Origin of the sequence: Streptococcus australis ATCC 700641 (assembly GCF_000186465.1) — a bacterium.
GTDB lineage: Bacteria > Bacillota > Bacilli > Lactobacillales > Streptococcaceae > Streptococcus > Streptococcus australis.
On sequence record NZ_GL636091.1, the window covers coordinates 1,504,204 to 1,526,416 of the forward strand.

General features: G+C 41.1%; 20 protein-coding genes and 1 other annotated feature. Of the genes, 16 read left to right on the plus strand and 4 right to left on the minus strand.

The annotated features are described in order from the left end of the window. Positions 1-57 precede the first annotated feature (57 nt). From HMPREF9421_RS06980 to HMPREF9421_RS07010, 7 genes are all read left to right on the plus strand, one after another. Positions 58-855, plus strand: coding sequence for a formate/nitrite transporter family protein (locus HMPREF9421_RS06980; RefSeq protein WP_006597355.1), 798 nt, complete (start codon positions 58-60; stop codon positions 853-855). Positions 856-915: 60 nt separating this feature from the next. Then, positions 916-1,051: a sequence feature (ribosomal protein L10 leader region), on the plus strand. A gap of 38 nt (positions 1,052-1,089) precedes the next feature. Continuing rightward, complete coding sequence (gene rplJ / locus HMPREF9421_RS06985) at positions 1,090-1,590, plus strand: 50S ribosomal protein L10 (RefSeq protein ID WP_006596316.1); 501 nt, start codon at positions 1,090-1,092, stop codon at positions 1,588-1,590. Positions 1,591-1,666: 76 nt separating this feature from the next. Next, entirely contained in the window at positions 1,667-2,035 is a 369-nt protein-coding gene (gene rplL / locus HMPREF9421_RS06990) for a 50S ribosomal protein L7/L12 (RefSeq protein WP_001196965.1), read from the plus strand. Between the two features lie 516 nt (positions 2,036-2,551). Further along, positions 2,552-3,004, plus strand: a complete 453-nt coding sequence (locus HMPREF9421_RS06995) for a hypothetical protein (RefSeq protein WP_006596317.1) — start codon at positions 2,552-2,554, stop codon at positions 3,002-3,004. A 185-nt stretch (positions 3,005-3,189) separates the two neighbouring features. Then, the gene (locus tag HMPREF9421_RS07000; protein WP_006596318.1) at positions 3,190-4,926 is read left to right on the plus strand and encodes an ABC transporter ATP-binding protein; all 1,737 of its coding nucleotides are present in this window, start codon (positions 3,190-3,192) and stop codon (positions 4,924-4,926) included. A 13-nt stretch (positions 4,927-4,939) separates the two neighbouring features. Further along, positions 4,940-6,724, plus strand: coding sequence for an ABC transporter ATP-binding protein (locus HMPREF9421_RS07005; protein WP_006596319.1), 1,785 nt, complete (start codon positions 4,940-4,942; stop codon positions 6,722-6,724). Between the two features lie 120 nt (positions 6,725-6,844). Then, positions 6,845-7,399: a GNAT family N-acetyltransferase gene (locus tag HMPREF9421_RS07010; protein WP_006596320.1), complete on the plus strand. Its 555-nt coding sequence runs from the start codon at positions 6,845-6,847 to the stop codon at positions 7,397-7,399. A 30-nt stretch (positions 7,400-7,429) separates the two neighbouring features. On the opposite strand, the gene HMPREF9421_RS07015 is transcribed toward HMPREF9421_RS07010, so the two are convergent. Further along, positions 7,430-8,458, minus strand: coding sequence for a YdcF family protein (locus HMPREF9421_RS07015; RefSeq protein WP_006596321.1), 1,029 nt, complete (start codon positions 8,456-8,458; stop codon positions 7,430-7,432). Positions 8,459-8,653: 195 nt separating this feature from the next. Between HMPREF9421_RS07015 and brnQ the strand changes: the two genes are divergently transcribed. The 3 genes from brnQ (at position 8,654) to HMPREF9421_RS07030 (ending at position 11,435) form a co-directional block, all read left to right on the plus strand. After that, entirely contained in the window at positions 8,654-9,973 is a 1,320-nt protein-coding gene (gene brnQ, locus HMPREF9421_RS07020; protein WP_006597357.1) for a branched-chain amino acid transport system II carrier protein, read from the plus strand. 159 nt (positions 9,974-10,132) lie between these two features. After that, the gene (ccdA2, locus tag HMPREF9421_RS07025) at positions 10,133-10,840 is read left to right on the plus strand and encodes a thiol-disulfide oxidoreductase-associated membrane protein CcdA2 (protein ID WP_006596323.1); all 708 of its coding nucleotides are present in this window, start codon (positions 10,133-10,135) and stop codon (positions 10,838-10,840) included. A gap of 22 nt (positions 10,841-10,862) precedes the next feature. Continuing rightward, a complete protein-coding gene (locus HMPREF9421_RS07030; RefSeq protein WP_006596324.1) occupies positions 10,863-11,435 on the plus strand; it encodes a TlpA family protein disulfide reductase in 573 nt (190 codons plus the stop codon). Between the two features lie 185 nt (positions 11,436-11,620). Here the strand turns inward: HMPREF9421_RS07030 and HMPREF9421_RS07035 are convergent, their stop codons facing one another. The 3 genes from HMPREF9421_RS07035 to HMPREF9421_RS07045 are packed head-to-tail and all read right to left on the minus strand — an operon-like array spanning position 11,621 to position 14,398. Next, positions 11,621-12,856 carry an NAD(P)H-dependent oxidoreductase gene (locus HMPREF9421_RS07035; protein WP_006596325.1) on the minus strand — a complete coding sequence of 412 codons (1,236 nt, stop codon included), beginning with the start codon at positions 12,854-12,856 and terminating at the stop codon, positions 11,621-11,623. A gap of 18 nt (positions 12,857-12,874) precedes the next feature. Continuing rightward, entirely contained in the window at positions 12,875-13,480 is a 606-nt protein-coding gene (locus tag HMPREF9421_RS07040; protein ID WP_006596326.1) for an NADPH-dependent FMN reductase, read from the minus strand. Between the two features lie 24 nt (positions 13,481-13,504). Continuing rightward, positions 13,505-14,398 (minus strand): FAD:protein FMN transferase, encoded by an 894-nt coding sequence (locus HMPREF9421_RS07045; protein WP_050786737.1) that lies wholly within the window; start codon positions 14,396-14,398, stop codon positions 13,505-13,507. 246 nt (positions 14,399-14,644) lie between these two features. On the opposite strand from HMPREF9421_RS07045, the gene nox reads away from it, so the two are divergent. The 6 genes from nox (at position 14,645) to tatC (ending at position 22,211) form a co-directional block, all read left to right on the plus strand. Next, complete coding sequence (nox, locus tag HMPREF9421_RS07050) at positions 14,645-16,021, plus strand: H2O-forming NADH oxidase (protein ID WP_040803040.1); 1,377 nt, start codon at positions 14,645-14,647, stop codon at positions 16,019-16,021. A gap of 106 nt (positions 16,022-16,127) precedes the next feature. Then, complete coding sequence (locus HMPREF9421_RS07055; RefSeq protein WP_006596329.1) at positions 16,128-17,669, plus strand: ClC family H(+)/Cl(-) exchange transporter; 1,542 nt, start codon at positions 16,128-16,130, stop codon at positions 17,667-17,669. A gap of 92 nt (positions 17,670-17,761) precedes the next feature. Continuing rightward, positions 17,762-18,631 carry an iron uptake system protein EfeO gene (gene efeO, locus HMPREF9421_RS07060; protein ID WP_006597360.1) on the plus strand — a complete coding sequence of 290 codons (870 nt, stop codon included), beginning with the start codon at positions 17,762-17,764 and terminating at the stop codon, positions 18,629-18,631. A gap of 2 nt (positions 18,632-18,633) precedes the next feature. Beyond that, a complete protein-coding gene (gene efeB, locus HMPREF9421_RS07065; RefSeq protein WP_006596331.1) occupies positions 18,634-19,842 on the plus strand; it encodes an iron uptake transporter deferrochelatase/peroxidase subunit in 1,209 nt (402 codons plus the stop codon). Then, a complete protein-coding gene (locus HMPREF9421_RS07070; RefSeq protein WP_006596332.1) occupies positions 19,820-21,502 on the plus strand; it encodes an FTR1 family iron permease in 1,683 nt (560 codons plus the stop codon). Before efeB ends, HMPREF9421_RS07070 begins: the two co-directional genes overlap by 23 nt. Then, positions 21,492-22,211: a twin-arginine translocase subunit TatC gene (gene tatC / locus HMPREF9421_RS07075; protein ID WP_006596333.1), complete on the plus strand. Its 720-nt coding sequence runs from the start codon at positions 21,492-21,494 to the stop codon at positions 22,209-22,211. The genes HMPREF9421_RS07070 and tatC overlap by 11 nt, the downstream gene beginning before the upstream one ends. Positions 22,212-22,213: the final 2 nt, after the last annotated feature.

Sequence of the window (22,213 nt, forward strand, 5' to 3'; positions counted from 1 at the left end):
AGTCTATTCTATGATATAATGAAGAAGTTCACAAATTCAATATATAAGGAGATTCAGATGGGAGAATCAAATTTTGTTCTTAAGGTAGAAGCAGCATGTCAGAAGAAGGAAGAATTGTATACGGCTTCTAAAGCTCGTTATGCGGTTCGCTCTATGTTCGCGGGTGCGTTTTTGACAATGAGTACTGCAGTAGGGATTGTGGGGGCAGACCTTCTCAACACTTTCTTGCCTGGTTCTGGTCGTTTCTTATTCCCATTTATTTTTGCGTGGGGATTGGTTTATTTACTATTCTTAAATAGTGAGTTAACGACTTCCAATATGATGTACCTTACAGCTGGTGTTTATTTAAAGAAGATTAATTGGAAGAAAGCTTTAGAAATTTTACTCTATTGTACATTTTTTAACCTAGTCGGTGCTTTGTTCCTTGCTTTCCTCTTTGGACAGACTAGTGCATTTTCAAACCTAAATCCAAAAGGCTTTCTTGGATCGGTTGTAGAGATGAAGCTCCAACGTTCGAATCAATTGGTCTTCTTTGAAGGGGTTATTGCCAACATCTTTGTTAATATAGCTATTTTGTCCTATTTATTCTTTAAAGATGAAACAGCGAAAGTTCTGATGGCTTTGTCAGCAATTTATATGTTTGTTTTCCTTACCAATGAACACATTGCGGCGAACTTTGCTTCTTTCTCATTAGCTACTTTTAATTCTATTGCGAAAGATTTGCCTCATCTAGAGTTCTTCAATGTTCTTCGTCATTACACTGTCACTTTTGTAGGGAATTGGGTAGGAGGAGGAGTCATCATGGGCTTGGCCTATGCGTGGCTCAATCGTACAAAGACTATTTATAAAGATTAAGATTTTTTAAAAAAGTTTGCAAAAATACTTGCATTCTTTTTTTTATGTGATACACTTAATAACGGTTTGAAAAAACTGCCTAAGACAGTAGGGGAGCTAGACTCATAAATATCCTACCAAGGACAAAACGTATCATGTAAAAAGAAGCGTATTGTACTTTCGTGTCTAGGTTTGGGCGCGTTTTTCTTTTGGAAAAATTCCCCAAGCAAAATAATTACGGAGGTGAACACACTAATGAGTGAAGCAATTATTGCTAAAAAAGCGGAACTAGTTGATGTAGTAGCTGAGAAAATGAAAGCTGCTGCTTCTATCGTCGTTGTTGACGCTCGTGGTTTAACAGTTGACCAAGATACAGTTCTTCGTCGTGAGCTTCGTGGAAGCGAAGTTGAGTATAAAGTTATTAAAAACTCAATCTTACGTCGTGCAGCTGAAAAAGCTGGTCTTGAAGAATTGGCATCTGTATTTGTTGGACCATCTGCAGTAGCATTTTCTAACGAAGATGTTATCGCACCAGCGAAAATCTTGAACGACTTTTCTAAAACCGCTGACGCACTTGAAATCAAAGGTGGTGCAATCGAAGGCGCTGTCGCATCTAAAGAAGAGATTCTTGCTCTTGCAACTCTTCCAAACCGCGAAGGACTTCTTTCTATGCTCCTTTCTGTACTTCAAGCGCCAGTGCGCAACGTTGCTCTTGCAGTCAAAGCGGTTGCAGACAACAAAGAAGACGCAGCTTAATTTTAAGCTACGCAGCGTAGCCTAGCTACAAAAAAATATAAATTAAAAATTTAAAACTTATTTGGAGGAAATAACAATGGCATTGAACATTGAAAACATTATTGCTGAAATTAAAGAAGCTTCAATTCTTGAATTGAACGACCTTGTAAAAGCTATCGAAGAAGAATTTGGTGTAACTGCAGCTGCTCCTGTAGCTGTTGCTGCAGCTGGTGCTGCTGACGCTGGTGCTGCTAAAGATTCATTCGACGTTGAATTGACATCTGCAGGCGACAAGAAAGTCGGCGTTATCAAAGTTGTACGTGAAATCACAGGTCTTGGTCTTAAAGAAGCTAAAGAACTTGTTGATGGAGCACCAGCACTTGTTAAAGAAGGTGTTGCTACAGCTGAAGCTGAAGAAATCAAAGCTAAATTGGAAGAAGCTGGAGCTTCAGTTACTCTTAAATAATAGAGTTTCCAATCAAAATGAAAACCGAGGTTTAGGCCTCGGTTTTTTGTGTACAATTTTGAATATAGATCTATATTGTACAGATTTACTTTTGTCCTATGTCGAGTGTATGACCCTTGTTATAATTTTCTTTAATGAAAAGCTATATTTCTAGATAGTATCTAAGTCTTATTGGAGTATATATAGCATTTTAACAATTTGAAATTATTAATAAGAAAAAGGAGAGTATTAATCTTTGTCTTTAGAATGATCGTTTCCTTTCATAAATAAACTGCCTTAAATTTAAATTCTATTATTCAATATATTGGAAATATTTTATATTTACAAGAAAAAGTATTGTACTGTTAAAATACAGTTTTTAACTCATACAATAAACTTCCACCTTTAAATCTCATTTAGCGATTCTATAATCACAAGCCACTTCCATATCTTTTCAAGTTCTTACTAATTTATTATGTTGTTAGACTTCTATTTTTTTGCTAAAATAGTTCCTATAAACAAAAAAGGAGATTTCTGATGAAATACTTTAAACGTCTTGTCTTTGCTGCTTTGTTGGCAGTTGGTGCGGTTTTCCTTGTAGCTTGTGGTTCTACAACTAGCGATAATGGGAAATATGTCTATAAAGCTGATAAGGAGAAAATAGAAAGTATCCTTAAAGAGCAAGGAGCTACTGATGAGCAGCTTGAGAAAGTCGCTGGTCAAATTGCATTATCAATGACGATCGAAATTAAAGATAAAAAAGCCAAATTGACTGTTGAAATGAATGCCCTAGGAAATAATAGAAAGAAATCATTTGACCTAAAAGCTGATCAAGGTAGCAAAACTCTTGAGTCAGAAGAAGGTGGTAATGATAAAGTCAAGTATAAGATTGACGGGGATGTTTTAACTTTGGACTTGAGTAAATTTAAGTCTAACGATAGCGAAACATTTGCTTTCTTCAAAGATGCAAAATTCAAACGTCAAAAATAATCGTATTTAGAAGGGATAGCTGAGGCTATCCTCTTTTTTATTCCTTGCTTTTCATCTGCTCTTTTCCTTGCTAGCCTAAGCGGGATCTGATATAATAGGGATGAATTGGAGGAGGCAACGTGCTTTCTAAAATAGCTTAAAAAGTACTTAAGGGTGCTTTTTTATTGTATAGGGAGGAGAAAGGTATGGGATATATTTGGTCTTATTTGAGAAAATATCCAAAATGGTTGTGCTTGAATTTTACAGCTGCCATCTTTTTTGTGATTGTTAACCTTGGGCTGCCAACTGTTCTTGCTCGTATGATTGATGAGGGGATCAATCCGAGAGATATAGAGCGAGTTTATTTCTGGGCCTGGGTTATGTTTGGTGTGATCATCGTAGGGATTCTCGGGCGAATCGTTCTAGCCTATGCGGTTGGAAAGATTACTACAACCATGGTCATGGATATGCGCAATGACCTTTATGAGAAGCTTCAGGAATATTCTCACCATGAGTATGAAAAAATTGGTGTTTCTTCCTTAGTGACGCGGATGACGTCTGATGCTTTTGTCCTGATGCAGTTTTCTGACCAGATGTTAAAACTTGGGGTCATTACCCCTATCATGATGCTGTCAAGTATTCTGTTGATTTTACAAACGAGTCCATCGCTTGCTTGGATTGTGGCGATTTCGATGCCATTTTTGGCCGTGGTCGTCTGGTATGTAGCTATCAAGACCAGACCTTTGTCAGAGAAGCAGCAGGAAACCCTGGATAAGCTCAATCAATATGCGCGAGAAAATCTCACAGGCCTTCGGGTTATTCGTGCCTTTGCGCGTGAGGAATTCCAAGAAGAAAAGTTTGGCAAAGCCAATGCAGTTTATGCGGACAACTCTAATAAACTCTTTAAATTGACCGGTTTGACGGAGCCACTCTTTGTTCAAATCATCATTGCCATGATTGTTGCTATTGTGTGGTTTGCCTTGGATCCTCTAGGGGATGGGAGCTTAGAAATCGGGAATCTTGTCGCCTTTATCGAATACAGTTTCCATGCCTTGCTTTCTTTCCTTTTCCTAGCCAATCTCTTTACTATGTATCCACGGACGTCTGTCTCTAGTCATCGTTTGAAAGAAATCATGGACATGCCCATTTCCATTGATCCTAATGAAAAAGGGGTTACTGAGACAGAAACCAAGGGCTATCTTGAATTTGACAATGTTACCTTTGCCTATCCTGGTGAAACGGAGAGTCCAGTCCTTCATAATATTTCCTTTAAGGCTAAACCGGGTGAAACCATCGCCTTTATCGGATCGACCGGTTCTGGGAAATCCTCTCTGGTCCAGCTCATTCCTCGATTCTATGATGTGACCTTAGGGAAAATTTTAGTGGATGGTGTAGATGTGCGTGATTTCAATGTTAAAGCCTTGCGTCATAAGATTGGATTCATTCCACAGAAGGCCTTGCTCTTCACAGGGACCATCGCTGAAAACCTTCGTTACGGAAAAGAAGATGCCAGCATTGAAGAGCTAGACAAGGCAGCAGATGTGGCCCAAGCTAAAGAGTTTATCGAAAGCAAAGAAGAGCAGTTTGACACTCATTTAGCTGAAGGGGGGAGCAACCTTTCTGGAGGTCAAAAGCAACGTCTATCCATTGCGCGTGCGGTTGTTAAGGAACCAGATATCTATATCTTTGATGATTCCTTCTCGGCTCTTGACTACAAGACAGATGCAACACTTCGAAAACGTCTAAAAGAAGTAACTGGAGATGCAACTGTCTTAATCGTAGCCCAGCGGGTTGGGACCATTATGGATGCGGATCAAATCATTGTCTTGGATCATGGAGAAATCGTTGGTCGTGGCACACACGAGGAACTATTAGCAACCAATGAAATCTACAGCGAGATTGCTCGTTCCCAGTTGAATAACCAATCATTAACAGAAGATTAGGAGGGAGGAGAAAATGAAAGAAAAACGTTCTAGTTTTGTACGCCTTTGGGGCTACTTAAAAGCTTATCGCTATGCTGTTATTTTTGCTACTCTTCTAAAAATTCTGAGTGTGGTTATGAGTGTCATTGAACCTTATATCCTAGGGCTTGCTATTACTGAATTGACAGCTAACCTGACAGATATGGCTAGAGGAGTAGCAGGGGCTCAGATTAATGTTGGCTATGTTGGCTGGGTTATGATTGTCTATCTCTTCCGTGGAGTTTTATATGAACTTGGTTCTTATTATTCCAACTATTTCATGACCAATACTGTTCAAAGCATGATTGAGGATATGCGCAATGACTTATCTGAAAAAATCAATCGCATCCCTGTTTCTTATTTTGATCAGCACCAATTCGGAGATCTTCTCGGTCGCTTTACCAGCGATGTCGAAACGGTTTCTAATGCCTTGCAACAGTCTTTCCTTCAAATAGTAAATGCGATTTTCACCTTAACCTTGGTCATTGCTATGGTGCTTTATCTCAACCTCACTTTGGGGTTAATCGTGATTGCTTCTATTCCAATCACCTTCTTCGGTGCTCAATTTATTATGAAGAAATCCCAGCCTTATTTTAAAGAGCAGGCTGATGTCCTTGGGGCTTTAAATGGTTTTGTTCAAGAAAATTTGAGCGGCTTCAACGTCTTAAAACTTTATGTACGTGAAGAATCATCGCAAGAAGACTTCCGCGACATTACCCGTCGACTCCAGCAAGTTGGATTTAAAGCGAATTTTATTTCTGGACTGATGATGCCTATTCTTAATGCGATCTCTGATTTGACCTACCTTTTGGTCGCAGTTATCGGGGCTATTCAAGTTCTTGCCGGTCGACTTACAGTTGGGAACATGCAGGCTTTTGTCCAGTATGTCTGGCAAATCAATCAGCCTGTTCAAAACTTGAGTCAGTTAGCTGGCACCTTGCAAAGTGCCAAATCTTCACTAGACCGGGTCTTCCAAGTCCTTGATGAACCAGATGAAGTGCTCGGTAAAAATGAATCTCTGGACACGGAATTGACAGGGCAGGTTAGCTTTAACCATGTAGACTTCCAATATGTGGAAGATAAACCGTTGATCCGTGATTTTAACCTAGAGGTCAATCCTGGGGAGATGGTGGCTATTGTCGGACCGACAGGAGCAGGGAAAACGACCCTGATCAATCTTCTTATGCGTTTCTACGACGTGACCAAGGGTGCTATTACAGTGGATGGTCATGATATCCGCGACCTATCTCGCCAAGACTATCGCAAACAGTTTGGGATGGTTCTTCAGGATGCTTGGCTCTATGAAGGGACCATTAAAGAAAATCTGCGCTTTGGGAACTTGGAAGCAACAGACGAAGAGATTGTTGCTGCTGCCAAGGCTGCCAATGTCGATCACTTTATCCGGACACTTCCGGGGGGCTACAACATGGAGATGAACCAGGAGTCTAGCAATATCTCTTTGGGGCAAAAACAATTGTTGACCATTGCGCGTGCTCTTCTGGCCGATCCAAAAATATTGATTTTAGATGAAGCAACTTCTTCAGTGGATACCCGTCTAGAACTCTTGATTCAAAAGGCTATGAAGAACTTGATGAAGGGGCGGACTAGCTTTGTCATTGCCCACCGCTTGTCTACTATCCAAGAAGCAGATAAGATTTTAGTCCTTAAAGAGGGGCAGATCATCGAACAAGGGACTCATGAGTCTCTTTTGGATGCAAAAGGATTCTATTACGACTTGTATATGAGCCAATTCTCCAAAAAAGAAGAAGTGGCAAAATAAGACAAACAAAAAGAGCATTAGCTCTTTTTTTGTTTGGCAAATCACTTGTTTTTGTTAAAAGTCGGATTTCTTGAAAGGGGTTATTTTATTTGCTATAATCGAAGCAGAAATGGAGGCTTTATGCGCTTAACCAGCCAATTAATCACTGAAACGTTCTCAGATCTGGATAAAGTCGAGCGGTTGAATATCGAGGCTTTCCCTGAAGAGGAACGGATTCCTTTATCGGAGTTTTTACGCTATACGGACAATGATGATGCTCATTTTTTTGCTTTTTACAATGAGGAAGAATTTGTCGGATTTGCCTTTGCTATTTCAAATGCCAAGGCCTTTTACGTCAGCTTCTTTGCCATTATGCCACACTTGCGAAGCCACGGCTATGGTCAAGAAATCATTGAAAAATTAGTCGAGTTTTACCAACGGACAATGTTGTTAGAAGTTGAGCGATTGGATGAAGAATGTGACAATCTAGAACAACGACGGGCTCGGATGGACTTCTATTTGCGGAACGGCTTCAAAACAGCCAATGCCTTTTTAGAATACGATGATCTGAGTTTTGAGATTCTTTATCGAGGCGATCAATTTGATGAAGAGGCTTATCGGGACATCTTCCATAAACTGCAAGCAGAGAATTACTTTGATTTCCGTATTGAATACAGACGCTTTAGTGATCATTAGACAAGAAAACCATGGGTTATCCCATGGTTTTTAGTTTAGATGCTGAATAATGAACTCAATCAGTCTCATGATTTGTGAAAAAAACCAAGGCAGAAACAGAAAAGCTAAGAAAGCAGCATGCCATTTCCAATAGAGAGAAACTAGCCCAACCGTTTCTCGGATCCAAGCTGATGGGAGATAATAAAAAGCTGTTTTTGAACCGACACTGCGTCCAGGGATTTTTAATCGTCTCATAAAGACACCAGCCCGAAGAGCGTGAAAGGAGTTGGTCACCACCAGGACACTCTTTCCTAGTCCCTGATCTTCAAGAATAGCCTTGCTAAAGGTCAGATTCTCAAAAGTCGTTCGAGAACGATTCTCGATCAAAATGTCTTCCTTTGGTACCCCCTGTTCTATCAAGTAGTTTGCCATAGCAGTAGCTTCAGAAGTCAATTCGTCTGCTCCTTGTCCACCAGAAACAATTAGTTTTGGTCGCCCCTCGAACTGCTCATAGATAGCCTTTCCTTTAGTGAGACGCTGGGCCAAAAGTGGTGGTACTTTATCCCCAATTAGACCAGAGCCAAGGACAATGATAGCATCCGGCTCTTTACGAACGGGGAAGTAATTGCAAAAAGTCCCATATAAAACATAAGAAAGATAAAGAAAAGTCGAGTAAAAGAGCGCGAAGTCTGTTGGGTAAATCAAGATATCTTTTCCTGGGAAATCAGGAAGGAAATGAAGCGCCAAGGCGCCGATAATAAAGATCCCATATAGGAGCGAGAGGAGATTAGCCAACCTTTTGCCTTCAAAAGATATCATTTGATGGCCGTTAAAAAGAAGAAAAACAGTTGAGAAAATAATACTGAGTAAAACAAGGATAGCAAGTATTGAAAAGATAATGATGGCAACCTTTTGGTTAAACCAAAGCTCCGTACGAACAACTAGTAGAAGGGCGGAAATTAGGAGGAAAAGGCCGAAACTTATTGAAAAGAGGTAAGCATTGATCAGTCTTCTGCGGTCGTTCAAAAAGAAAAATAAAAAAATGGTAGCTGGAATCAACCAGAATATATTTAGAAACATGATGACTCCTAGATGTAGTAGTAGTTATATTGTAGCACAATTGACTAAAATGTGCTCATTAACTCCACAATCGTTCAATGTTGTTAAAAGCCTTAGCTGCCAATTGAGAAAATCAATAGATTCAGAAAAAAAGAATTGCCGTGGTGGATAAAAGCTGTTATACTAGAAAAGATTGAAAAATGTAAAGGAGAACACATGTTACGAAAAGGTTCCTTAACAGGTTTGTTGTTATTTGGTATTTTCTTCGGTGCAGGGAATTTGATCTTTCCACCTGCGCTAGGTGCCCAGTCGGGTAGCCATTTTTGGCCAGCTATTGCTGGATTTGTCTTATCAGGAGTAGGGATTGCGATTATCACCTTGATTATTGGGACACTCAATCCTAAAGGGTATATCCATGAGATTTCACGAAAAATTGCTCCTTGGTTTGCCATCGTTTATCTGGTAGCCTTGTATCTGTCTATTGGTCCCTTCTTTGCTATTCCAAGAACGGCTACTGTTTCCTACGAGGTTGGGATCGCTCCATTGTTAGGACAATCAAGTGGTAGACTGAGTCTCTTTATCTTTACCTTGATTTATTTCTGTTTGGCCTATTTGATTGCCTTGTATCCTTCTAAAATCTTAGATAGTATTGGTCGGATTTTAACCCCTGTCTTTGCTATCTTGATCGTTGTACTGGTTGTCCTAGGTGCTCTCAAGTACAGCGGACACGCGCCTCAAGTGGCAACAGAAGCCTACCAAGCATCTGCCTTTGGTCAAGGTTTCCTTGAAGGCTATAACACCTTGGATGCCCTTGCTTCAGTAGCCTTTAGCGTTATCGCAGTGACTACTCTTAATCAACTTGGTTTCACCAGCAAGAAAGAGTACATTAAAACCATCTGGATCGTTGGGATCGTCGTAGCCATTGGCTTTAGTATTTTATACATTGGCTTGGGTTACCTTGGAAATCATTTCCCAATTCCAGCAAAAGTGATGGCATCTGATGCCAATAAAGGGGTCTATGTCCTCTCAGAAGCGACCAAGGCTATCTTTGGCCCAGTTGCTCAAATCTTCCTCGCAGGTATGGTGACGGTGACTTGTTTCACAACAACAGCCGGTTTGATCGTGTCAACTGGGGAATTCTTCCATAACACCTTCCCTAAAATCTCTTACAAGGTCTATGCGACAGTCTTCACTTTGATTGGATTCTCAATTGCCAATCTTGGTTTGAGTGCCATTATTGCCTATTCATTGCCTGTTTTGATGGTCCTCTATCCAATCACCATTACTATCGTGTTGATTGTGATTGTAAATAAATTTACTCAATTATCAAAACCAGGAATGCAACTGACTATGTTTCTAGTTAGCTTGGTTGCGATTGCAGATGTTCTGTCAAGTACCTTTAAACTTGCAGGACTAGCAAACATCATTAAGCACTTGCCGTTTGCTGCTCAATCCCTCCCATGGTTACTACCAGCAATAGTTGGTATTGTCCTTTCGCTTTTCTTGCCAAATAAACAAAGTGCAGAAGAGGAATAGGTAGTCAATTGAACTCCAAAGTTATGTTCTTTGGAGTTTTTGTTTGGTTTTGAAACTAGTTTCTAAATGAATATTTAATAATCAAAGCGTAGCAGAAATTTTTAATTTAGCTGTTGGAGTGTTATACTAGTTGTAGCATATCAATATACGGAGTGTTTTATGAATCAAATTGTTTTCTCCTTTACGGTCTTTCTGGCAGGCATTCTCTCCTTTTTCTCTCCCTGTGTCTTTCCATTGCTTCCGGTATATATCGGCGTCTTGCTAGGAAGCGATCAGGAAAAATCAGTTCAGATTTTTGGGAAAAAGATTCGCTGGCATGGGATTGTAAAGACCTTGTGTTTTATCGCAGGGATTTCTGTTATTTTCCTCCTCATTGGTTTTGGGGCAGGTTTGCTTGGTCAGATCATGTACACCAACTGGTTCCGTTACCTGATGGGAGCGTTGATCATTATCCTAGGTCTTCATCAGATGGAAGTCTTTCATTTTAATTTCCTAGAGAAACAGAAGACAATGGATTTCGGGGCAAACAAGCACAAGAATGAATTATTTTCAGCTTTTCTCCTTGGACTTGGTTTTAGCTTTGGATGGACGCCATGTATTGGTCCTGTTCTTGGCTCTGTACTTGCCTTAGCAGCATCTAATGGCCAAGATGCCCTTATGGGAGCCGTTTACCTTTTCATTTATACATTAGGGATGGCTATCCCATTCTTACTCCTAGCTCTAGCATCTGGGATCGTTCTCCCATACTTTAATCGTCTAAAACCCCATCTCTTGTTACTAAAGAAGATTGGTGGCTTGATCATCATCATTATGGGGATTTTGTTACTCTTGGGACAATTGAATAGCTTGTCTGCTATCTTTTCATAAATCAAATGGAGGTTTACTCATTATGAAAGTTATTAAATACGCCTGTTTTTCGCTTCTTTCTCTGTCTATCCTGACTGCTTGCTCTATGAATCAGTCCGAAAGTGGCATGAATAATCAATCAATGAATAATCAATCAATGACCAACACAACCGCTAGCAAACATCCTTTAGTAGGAAAAGAAGCGAGTGACTTCGAGCTAAAGGATATGAAGGGGAACACGATTAAACTTTCAGACTACAGAGGTAAAAAGGTTTACTTGAAATTCTGGGCGACTTGGTGTGGTCCTTGTCGCCAAAGCATGCCTGAACTCAATAAATTAGTTGAAGAAAAGGACCGTGACTTTGAGATTCTCACGGTTATGGCGCCTGGAATGCAAGGGGAAAAAACAGAAGATGAGTTTGTTGAATGGTTTGCCCAACAAGATTATCAATCAGTGCCTGTTTTGTACAATCCAGACGGATCTGCCTTTATGGATTACCAGGTTCGTTCGATCCCTACTGAGGTCTTTATCGATAGCCAAGGAAAGATTGGACATGTTCAATTAGGGGCTATTTCAAACGAAGATGCCAAGAAGATTATCAAAGAGTTGAAATAAAAAAGAGAGTGGGACAGAAATCGGTAATTCGTTAGAATTCGATTTCGTTGTCCCACCTCCGCACAGTTGAGTAGGGCTGTAAAAGCTGATGAAATCAGCGTAGTAGAGGCCACTCAACCACTGCGTCTTGCTCGACAATCCAAAGACAATTAAGAGGCTAGGACAAAAGTCCTAGCCTCTTTTTATTAGTTGCTTGCACCAGATGTAGCATCAGCAGCTCCGTCACCGTGTCCTCCAGCATCTGAAGCACCTGAAGTTGCATCTGCATCACCATGACCACCAGCAGGAGCAAATGGTCCGCTACCGCCTACAAGGCGTTGACCTGTTGTTTGAAGATACCAGTCCAACCATGGTTGGAAGTTAAAGACGATCTCATTGATACCAGCATATGAGCCATCTGGATAGTACATTGCTTGGTAGTTATGAGTATTAATCACGCCTTCAGGGGATCCTGGAACAATAGTACGTACATATTCCTGGTTTCCGTTGCGAAGAGTGCCGATTACCCATTCAACGTTTTTCATACGTGCTGGTGGAAGTGAACCATGAACAGTTGACATCCGGCTACCAGATTGAGGTGGCACGCGTTTAGCAAACATCGTATCTGGATCTTGGTGAGCATTGTTGTAGTAGAGGAATTGGTTGTTATCATCCGCATAAGTTAACTCAAATGGCATAGCTTTTAAGAACATATCGATTTGATTAACAGTCAGGATACCGTGGTCCAATTTGACATAAGTATCGCCTGATACAGCACCTGTAATTTCTGCAACTTTTTCTACCCAATCTGGATCATCTGGGTCAACCTCAGTGATGGTAGTAGCGATTGGTTTTCCGCAATCCAAATCTTCTGGTTCAATTGGTTTTGGTTTTTTCAATTTAGAAACGACTCCTACGTATTTCACAAAGTTATCTAAACAAGTTTCAAGGAATTTAACTGTTCCTTCGTTCGTGATGTTGCCATCTGCGTCAAAAGCTTCTTTCGCTTTTCCGAGAAGGAATTCGTTACCTGGAAGGGTATAGGCATTGACACCTGGAGCATCCAGAATCTTACGAAGGTGAACTTGAGCACGAGAAGTTCCTTGGTCGTAGTAAGAAGCACCTACAATCATGACAGGTTTGCTTTCAAAAGGATGCACTTCATAGGAAAGCCATTCTAAAACAGATTTTAGTCCTGCTGAAATGGTGTGGTTGTGTTCAGGAGTTGCAATAATGACTCCATCGGCACGAGTGATTTTATTGTTAAGGAGACGCAATTGGAAGCTTTCGTCCCATTTTTCATCTTGGTTGAACATTGGAACTTCGTCGATTTCAAGAACCTCTAATTCAAATTTGATCTTGAAATGACGACGGATGAATTCCAAAAGTTTGCGGTTATATGATTGGTCGTAGTTAGATCCTACAAGTCCTACAAATTTCATGCTAGTATGTCTCCTATCTTACAAGTTTTCCCAGTCGAAGTCTTCGGCATCTTTACGAAGTAATTCTTGAGCGTTGCGCAATTTTTCAGTAACTTTAACAAAGATACGGAAGTCATCAAAGATAGCATCCAATTTCTTGATGACGTCAAGATCTACTAAGTCACCATTTTGATCAAATGCTTGAAGAGAGTGAGAAAGCAAGAATTCGTCTGGAAGGACAGTGGCTTTAATTTCTGGTGAGTTCAAGATTTGACGCAGTTGCAATTGGGCACGAGATGAACCAAGTGTACCATAAGAAGCACCAGTAATCATCACTGGTTTGCTTAATAATGGGTAGATCCCATAAGATAGCCAAGCAAGTGCACTCATCAATACAGCAGGGATGGAGTGATCATATTCCGGTGTACCAATGATGACGCCATCAGCTTCCTCAATTTTCGCAGCAATCTCTAAGATAGCTTCAGGAACTTGTTTGTTGGCTGGCTTGTTGAAGACAGGGATATCTTTGATCTCAACTAACTCAATCTCTGCCTTGTCAGCAAAATGCTTTTGCATATATTGAAGTAGTTGGCGGTTTGTTGAACGTTTGGAGTTTGTTCCAACGATCGCAATAAGTTTTGTCATGGAAATTCCTTTCTGAAATTAAAATTACAAATAATCATGAAGCCCACTAGTATAGGCGATGCGACCTGACTGATAGACTAGAATAGCATCCATGCCAGGTAAGGTTTCAACAATGTTTAAAATGTTGCTCGGTTCTTCACCGAACAAGCGGGTGGTCCAAATCTCTCCGTCAACTGATCGATCAGAAATAATCGTGAGACTTGCCAGTTCCGTTTCGACAGGATAGCCGGTTTGGGGATCAAAAATATGATGGAAGGACTGGCCGTCAACTTCGAGGTGACGAACATAGGTACCTGACGTAACGACGGACTTATCTGTTACAGATAGAACCAGTAAATGTTCTCCTCTTGGAAGCTGAGGGTCTTGGATCCCAATTCGCCAAGGGCGATGACTGACAGGGTTTTGACCAAGGGTAAGGATATTGCCTCCCAAATCAATTAAAGCCTGTTCAATCCCCTGACTCCTGAGATAGTTAGCTAGTAAATCAGCACTAAATCCCTTTGCTAAAGCACCTAGATCAATTTTCATCCCTTTTCTTTTGAGAAAAACAGTTTGTTGATCCGGATCCAAGCAAATCTGATGAGAGTCGATGACTGTTAGGGCTTGTTCAATTTCCCCTTGATCAGGTTTCCTAGCATCAGAGAAACCAATTCTCCAAGTTTGGACAAGTGGACCAATCGCAATGTTTAAATGACTTCCTTGCGCTTGACTATGGCTGGTTCCTAGAGCAATCAGTGAAAAAAGATCAGGATGAACCTCTACGGGTTCAATGCCAGCCTTTTGATTGACCTCCATCAATTCAGAAGAAGGGTCATTAGCACTAAAGCGATGCTCATAGGATCGCAGGAGACTAAAGCAATCTGCCAGTATTTGGTCAGCTTGTTGATGAGAAATCGAAACGGTTATGGTGGAGCCCATTAGGCGTTCGGATCGACTAGTTAGTTCCACAAATAGTAAACCACCTTTCCAATATTCACCTACTTCAAGTTTAACAAAAAGAAAGCCATTTCACAATCCCCCTGAGCAAATTTATTGACATTTTTCAGGACTTATGCAATTATAACATGAAAATAATATCACAAATTGTAAGCAAAAAAATTGGAAACGATACCATTTTCATGTTATAATTGTATGGTAAATAAAATTAAAGGTAGGATTATTTCTATGAGTAAAATCGTAGTTGTGGGTGCTAACCATGCTGGGACTGCATGTATCAACACAATGTTGGATAATTTTGGAAACGAAAATGAAATCGTTGTTTTTGACCAAAACTCAAACATCTCATTCCTTGGATGCGGAATGGCTCTTTGGATTGGTGAACAAATTGATGGACCTGAAGGCTTGTTCTATTCTGATAAAGAAAAATTAGAAGCTAAAGGTGCTAAAGTTTACATGAACTCACCAGTTCTTTCGATCGACTACGACAACAAAGTTGTGACTGCAGAAGTCGAAGGTAAAGAACACAAAGAATCATATGAAAAATTGATCTTCGCAACTGGTTCAACTCCAATCTTGCCACCAATCGAAGGTGTTGAAATTGTTAAAGGTAACCGTGAATTCAAAGCAACTCTTGAAAACGTCCAATTCGTTAAATTGTACCAAAATGCTGAAGAAGTTATTAACAAACTTGAAGATAAGAGCAAACACCTGGAGCGTATCGCTGTTGTCGGTGGTGGTTACATCGGTGTTGAGCTTGCTGAAGCTTTCGAACGTCTTGGAAAAGAAGTGGTCCTTGTTGATATCGTAGACACTGTCTTGAACGGATACTATGACAAAGACTTCACTCAAATGATGGCGAAAAACTTGGAAGACCACAATATCCGTTTGGCACTTGGTCAAACTGTTAAAGCCATCCAAGGTGACGGTAAAGTAGAACGCTTGATCACTGACAAAGAAACATTTGATGTAGATATGGTTGTCCTTGCAGTTGGTTTCCGTCCAAACACAGATCTTGCTGATGGTAAAATCGAACTCTTCCGTAACGGTGCCTTCCTTGTAGACAAGAAACAAGAAACTTCTATCCCAGGCGTATTCGCTGTAGGTGACTGTGCGACTGTTTATGACAATGCTCGTAAAGACACTAGCTACATCGCTCTTGCATCAAACGCGGTACGTACTGGTATCGTAGGTGCTTATAACGCTTGCGGACATGAGCTTGAAGGAATCGGTGTGCAAGGTTCTAACGGTATCTCTATCTATGGACTTCACATGGTTTCAACTGGTTTGACTCTTGAAAAAGCAAAAGCTGCTGGTTTCAATGCTGGAGAAACTGGCTTCAATGACCTTCAAAAACCTGAATTTATCAAACACGATAACCATGAAGTTGCCATCAAGATCGTCTATAATAAAGATAACCGTCAAATCCTTGGTGCCCAAATGGTATCACGCGATGCTGCAATCTCAATGGGTATCCACATGTTCTCATTGGCAATCCAAGAACATGTAACAATTGAAAAATTGGCATTGACAGACTTGTTCTTCTTGCCACACTTCAATAAACCATACAACTACATCACAATGGCAGCTTTAACTGCTGAATAATTAAGTGAAAAAACGCTCATTCGAGCGTTTTTTCACTTTGCTCATATTCAAGAACATTGAAAAATAGTATAATAAAGACAATCAATCTTGGAGTTTAAGAAAATTTATGAAACAAAGTCAGCAAATCCAAAAAGAATTTAAATCGACCTCAAGATCTATTTTATCTCAGGTTAGCAGAGGTGCTTTAGTGGGACTCGTAGTTGGCGCGATCGTCTCGAGTTTTCGTTTTTTTATTGAGCATTTCTTTCATTTTGTTCAGGGGTTATATAAAGATCTTGGAAGAAGTCCGATCAATTGGATCATCATCCTCTCTATGTATCTTTTTATTATTCTATTAGCAAGCCAACTGATCAAAAAGAACCAAAACGTAAAGGGCTCCGGTATTCCCCAAGTTGAAGCAGAATTAAAAGGATTACTTCAAATAGACTGGTGGACCACACTTTGGCAGAAATACATTTTAGGAATCCTAGCAATTGCAAGTGGCTTGATGTTAGGTCGTGAGGGTCCAAGTATCCAGCTTGGCGCCATGGGAGGAAAGGGCTTGTCTAAAAAACTTGCTCTTAGTCCAGTAGAAGAAAGGGCCTTGATTGCAAGTGGGTCTGCAGCAGGTTTGGCAGCAGCTTTCAACGCTCCGATTGCGGGTCTTCTCTTTGTAGTAGAAGAAGTTTATCATCACTTTTCTCGAGTCTTCTGGATATCTACCTTGGCTGCTAGTTTGGTCGCCAACTTTGTCTCTCTCAACGTTTTCGGTCAAACTCCTGTTTTAAACATGCCCGATCACATCCCCCATATCGATTTATCCAGCTATTGGATTTTTCTTGCCATGGGTATTTTTCTCGGACTATCTGGCTATCTCTATGAAATAGCTGTTTTAAATATTGGACGTGTCTATGAAAAACTAGGCAACTGGCTTCATGTAACAGCTCCTTATCATTCCATCTTTGCCTTTCTTTTGATTCTACCAATTGGTTTCTATTTCCCTCATCTACTGGGAGGTGGTCACCACTTAGTTTTAGACCTAGCCCACATTCCTCTTAGTGTCCAGACCTTGTTCCTTTATTTTGCTATTCGTTTTATCTGGAGTATGATCAGTTACGGTAGTGGTCTTCCTGGTGGCATCTTTCTTCCGATTCTAGCTCTTGGCTCTGTCTTAGGAGCCTTGGTTGCTACAGTGTTATTGCAGTTTGGTCTCATACATTCTAATCAACTCCCCTTGTTTGTCATTTTAGGAATGAGTGGTTATTTCAGTGCCATTTCAAAAGCGCCCTTGACAGCCATGATTCTAGTGACCGAAATGGTAGGAGATGTACGAACCTTGATGCCGATTGGCTTGGTGACTTTGACAGCTTACATTACCATGGATCTAGTAAAAGGTGCCCCTGTCTACGAAGCTATGCTGGAGCAATTGATGCCTGAGGTGACCAGCGGTTCAGATGTCTTAACCCTGATCGAAATTCCAGTATCAGAGAAAATAGCAGGCCGTCAGGTTCGAGATTTAGACCTACCGAGAGACCTCCTGATCACAACTCACCAGCATAATGGCAAAAATAGTACAGTACATGGTAGCACCCGCCTCTATCTAGGAGATAGCATCTATCTGGTAGTAAAAGAGACAGATATCGGTCGGGTGAAAGAATTACTCCTTTAATTCATTTTATTAAAGTTTTCTGACAATTGTTGAAAAATGAGAAAATCTTTGCTATAATAGACTACGAAAAAACGAATCCAGGAGAAATTCTCATGAAAAAACTTGCAGTAACACTCTTATCAGTCGCTTTATTAGCAGGCTGTGCCAATCCATCTTCAAAAAACACGACTACAAATAGTTCCTCTTCGACAGTGAAATTGTCTAAAGAAGACCAAAAAGCCTTGGATCAAGCGACAAGTGAATACAAGGAGTTTGTGCAAGGCCAAATCGATCAATTGTTAAAAGATACAGAGGAATTTCAAAGAGTCCTCAAAAGTGGTGATTTAGAAGAAGCCAAGAAGGTCTATCCTTTGATTCGGATGTCTTATGAACGATCTGAACCGATCGCTGAAAGCTTTGGGGAGTCTGATGTCAAGATTGACTTCCGTTTAGTTGACTATGTTGACGAAAACAAATCTGAAGAAGGATGGTCAGGCTTCCACCGTATCGAACGCATCTTGTGGGAAGAAAATACCACCGAAGGCACTGAAAAATATGCAGAACAATTGGTCAATGATATCAAAGAGCTGAAAGCTAAGATTGCGACAGTAGAAGTGACGCCAGATTTGATGTTGACAGGTGCGGTTGACCTCTTGAATGAAGTGGCGACACAAAAGATCACTGGGGAGGAAGAAATTTTCTCTCATACAGATCTCTATGACTTCCGTGCCAATATTGAAGGGGCTGAAAAGATCTTTGCTCTCTTCAAACCTCTTATTGAGAAGAAGGATGCCAAGCTAGTGAAAAACCTTGAAACAGAATTCAAGGCGGTGAATGACCTGTTAGACAAACATATGACAGATGATTCCAACTATAAATCATATACAGATCTAACAGAAAAAGATACCAAAGAACTAGCAGAAGCAGTTACAAAATTGGGGGAACCACTCTCTCAAATGGGAATCATTTTAAATGGTAAATAACAATGACAAAAGACGATAAATTTTTTGAAAAGAAGATGGATCGTCGCGAATTTCTGAAAAAAGCAGGTATTGGGGGAGCAGGCTTAGCACTTGGTCTCTCCGGTGCTTCTGCTTTTTTCGCTAATAAGGAGCAAGGCTCCAAGAATATCGCAGACGGTCAAGAAGAGATTAGTTTTTACGGCAAGCATCAGGCTGGAATTACCACACCCATGCAGAAGAATATCTATTTTGTGGTGCTGGATCTCCGGACGACAGATAAAAACGAATTGATTCAGTTGTTTAAAGACTGGACAGATTATAGCCAGAAATTAGTCAATGGGGAACTGGTCAAAAAAGATGGATCCAACGCTCTCTTGCCTCCAAGTGATACAGGAGAAACAGTCGGACTAAATCCTTACCGCCTCACCCTAACCTTTGGTGTTTCGGCAAGCTTTCTGGCCAAACTAGGCCTTGAGAAGAAACGTCCCAAACTCTTCCGGGATCTGCCAGCTTTTCCTAAGGAACAGTTGAGAGAGCAGTATACGGGTGGTGATATCGTTATCCAAGCATGTGCAGATGATGAGCAGGTGGCCTTTCATGCTGTCCGCAATCTAATCCGTAAAGGACGGAACAAGGTGACCATGAAGTGGAGCCAATTAGGCTTTGCTGCTATTGGGGATCGTATGGAAACTCCAAGGAACCTTTTTGGCTTTAAGGATGGGACTGCCAACGTCACAACGGAGAAATATTTTGATAAGGTGGTCTGGGCTGATAGTAATGACTGGATGAAAAACGGCTCTTATATGGCTGTCCGCAGGATTATCATGCACCTAGAGACCTGGGACCGGACCAACCTGCAGGAGCAAGAAAATACCTTTGGACGCTATAAAGAAAGTGGCGCACCATTTGGAAAGCAAAACGAGTTTGACGAAGTGGACCTCTCCCTCTTACCAGTTGACTCACATGTCCGTTTGGCCAAAGAAGTGGATCTGCCAATTTTGCGACGCTCTTATTCTTACTCTGATGGGATTGATCCGAAAACGGGGCAGTTTGATGCAGGATTGCTTTTTATTGCCTTTCAAAAGGATCCAGACAGCTTTGTGAAAATCCAAACCAATCTTGGGGCAGACGATAAGATGAATGAATATGTGACCCATATTGGCAGTGGCCTCTTTGCCTGCTTCGGAGGTGTGAAGGAAGGAGGATACATTGGTCAAGACTTATTTGAATAAATTGATAGTCGTCCTAGTAGCCTGTCTCTTTTTCATCGTCACCCCTGTCCAAGCTGAGTCTTATAGTGATCTCTTTATCAAAATCACAGATGCAACGACAGCAGTTCGGGATAAGGATCAAGAAAAGGCTCACACTCTTGTTGCAGAGATAAAAGAAGAATTTCTGAAGAAAGCCAATCATGATTCCAAGGCAGGAAAAGAAGTCCAGAAAAGTCTGGACTTGGAAGGCGAGATCACAGAAAAGCAATTGGTGACTGTCTCCACTTCCTTGCTAGCCTTTGAAAAAGAGCAAAATCCAGTCGATCTGGATGCTGAAAAGGAGAAGCTAGAAACTCGCTTGCAGCCTTACTTTGAGAAGCTACAAGAGGCGATCACGGCAAAGGATCTCCAAGCGACACGAAAGGCTTACGCTGATTTAAACAACACCTGGACCCGGAATGAAGCGGTTGTCAGAGATCACAGTACCGCTTATTACGGAAAGGTAGAAACAGCCATTTCCTTCTTGAGAAGTGCGATCGAAACAGAGCCTACAAACTTTGACTCCATCCAATCTTCTTACAATGACCTAAAAAATGTGTTGGATCAATTTATTAGTGGGGAAAAGATTGAGGAAACAAGCTCCAATCTGACCCTTTCAGACGGGATCAAGCTCCTTAAGAAAGCTCTGAGCCTCTTCCAAGCCAATGACACTAGCCAAGCTAGTCAAGCCATGAAGGAATTCATTACCATTTGGCCAACAATCGAGGGCGATGTCAGCACGACCAATCCTGGTCTCTATACTCGGGTGGAAAGTCAGAGTCCTGTCATCATGGTCAAGGGGAACGAAAGCAAGTATCAAAAACAACTGGAAGCTCTGATTAGTGATCTATCTGCTATTGATACCACCGCTTCCTATTCGGCGGTTGACGCTATGTTGATCCTCTTACGTGAGGGAGTTGAAGCGCTTTTGATTGTCATGGCTTTAGTGACCGTTCTCAAGTCAGCAAAACTATTCAAAGGCTTGAAATGGGTTTATGCAGGGGCTCTTCTAGGTATTCTAGCGAGTGCAGCCATTGCAGTAGCTCTTCAATTCTTATTCCCAGCTGTTACTTCAGCTTCCAACCGTGAGGTCATTGAAGGAGCAGTAGGAATTATCGCAGTAGGCATGATGATCGTCATTGGGATTTGGCTACATCGTAAGTCCTCCGTTAAAAAATGGAACCAATTCATGGAAAGTCAGATGAAGGCTGTGACAGCAACTGGCAGTTTCATTTCCATGTTTGCCCTCAGTTTCTTAGCTGTCTTCCGTGAGGGAGCTGAGACCATTCTCTTCTATGTGGGAATCCTCCCTCGTATTCGCTCCTTTGATTTCTTCCTAGGGATTGGCTTGGCACTTGAAGTTTTAGCCATTCTCGCCATTCTTATGACCAAGGCAAGTCATCTAGTCAAGCCACATAAGATTTTCTTCGTCCTGACTTGGATGATCTATGCACTGGCTTTTAAGATGCTAGGGGTGAGCCTGCACGCGCTCCAATTAACCAACATGCTTCCAAATCATATCTTGAGTAATTTCCCAACCATTGATTGGGCGGGAATCTATCCGAGCTGGGAAGTTCTTGCTTGCCAAGTTCTATTCGTTCTTATTGTCGGGATTGTGACGGTGAAGCAACATGAAAAATGAAGATAGAAGGCTCACTATTGTAGAGCATTTAAGCGAGTTTAGGCGACGCTTCATCGCTTGTATTCTTTGTTTTTTCCTTGTCTTTTGTGGAGCCCTCTTGTTTTCTGATCAGCTTTATGCCTTTTTGACGGCTGGATTTCGAGAGAAACTCTTGGTCCTTGGCCCTAATGACATTTTAAGCATCTACCTTCAGTTGGCGAGCTTAATGGCCTTTACCATCACCCTGCCCTTCACCCTCTTTCAAGTCTGGCAATTTGTAAAGCCAGCTTTAAGAAAAGGAGAAGCAGGAGTTATCCTACTCTATGTGCCAGCCAGTTTGATTTGTTTCTTGGTTGGCTTACTCTTCGGCTATTATCTAGTTAGTCCAGCTATCTTAGAGGTACTCTTAACGTTAGGACAAGGCCAGTTTACCATTCAGTTAACGGCACAGAACTACTTGGCCTTTATCTTTCATACGACAGTGCCTTTGGGTGTCTTGTTTGAATTGCCGGTCCTTGTAGCTTTTTTGACCTCGATTCATATTTTAACGCCAGACTGGTTAAGGCGCTACCGCCGGATAGCCTACTTTCTATTGCTGGTACTGGCAGTCGTCCTGACACCAGCTGATTTTATCAGTGATTTAGCAATGACCGTGCCACTGATCTTGCTTTACGAAGTAAGTCTGGGCATCAGTCGCGTCATCTATAACCGCATACAAAAAAGGAGATAAAT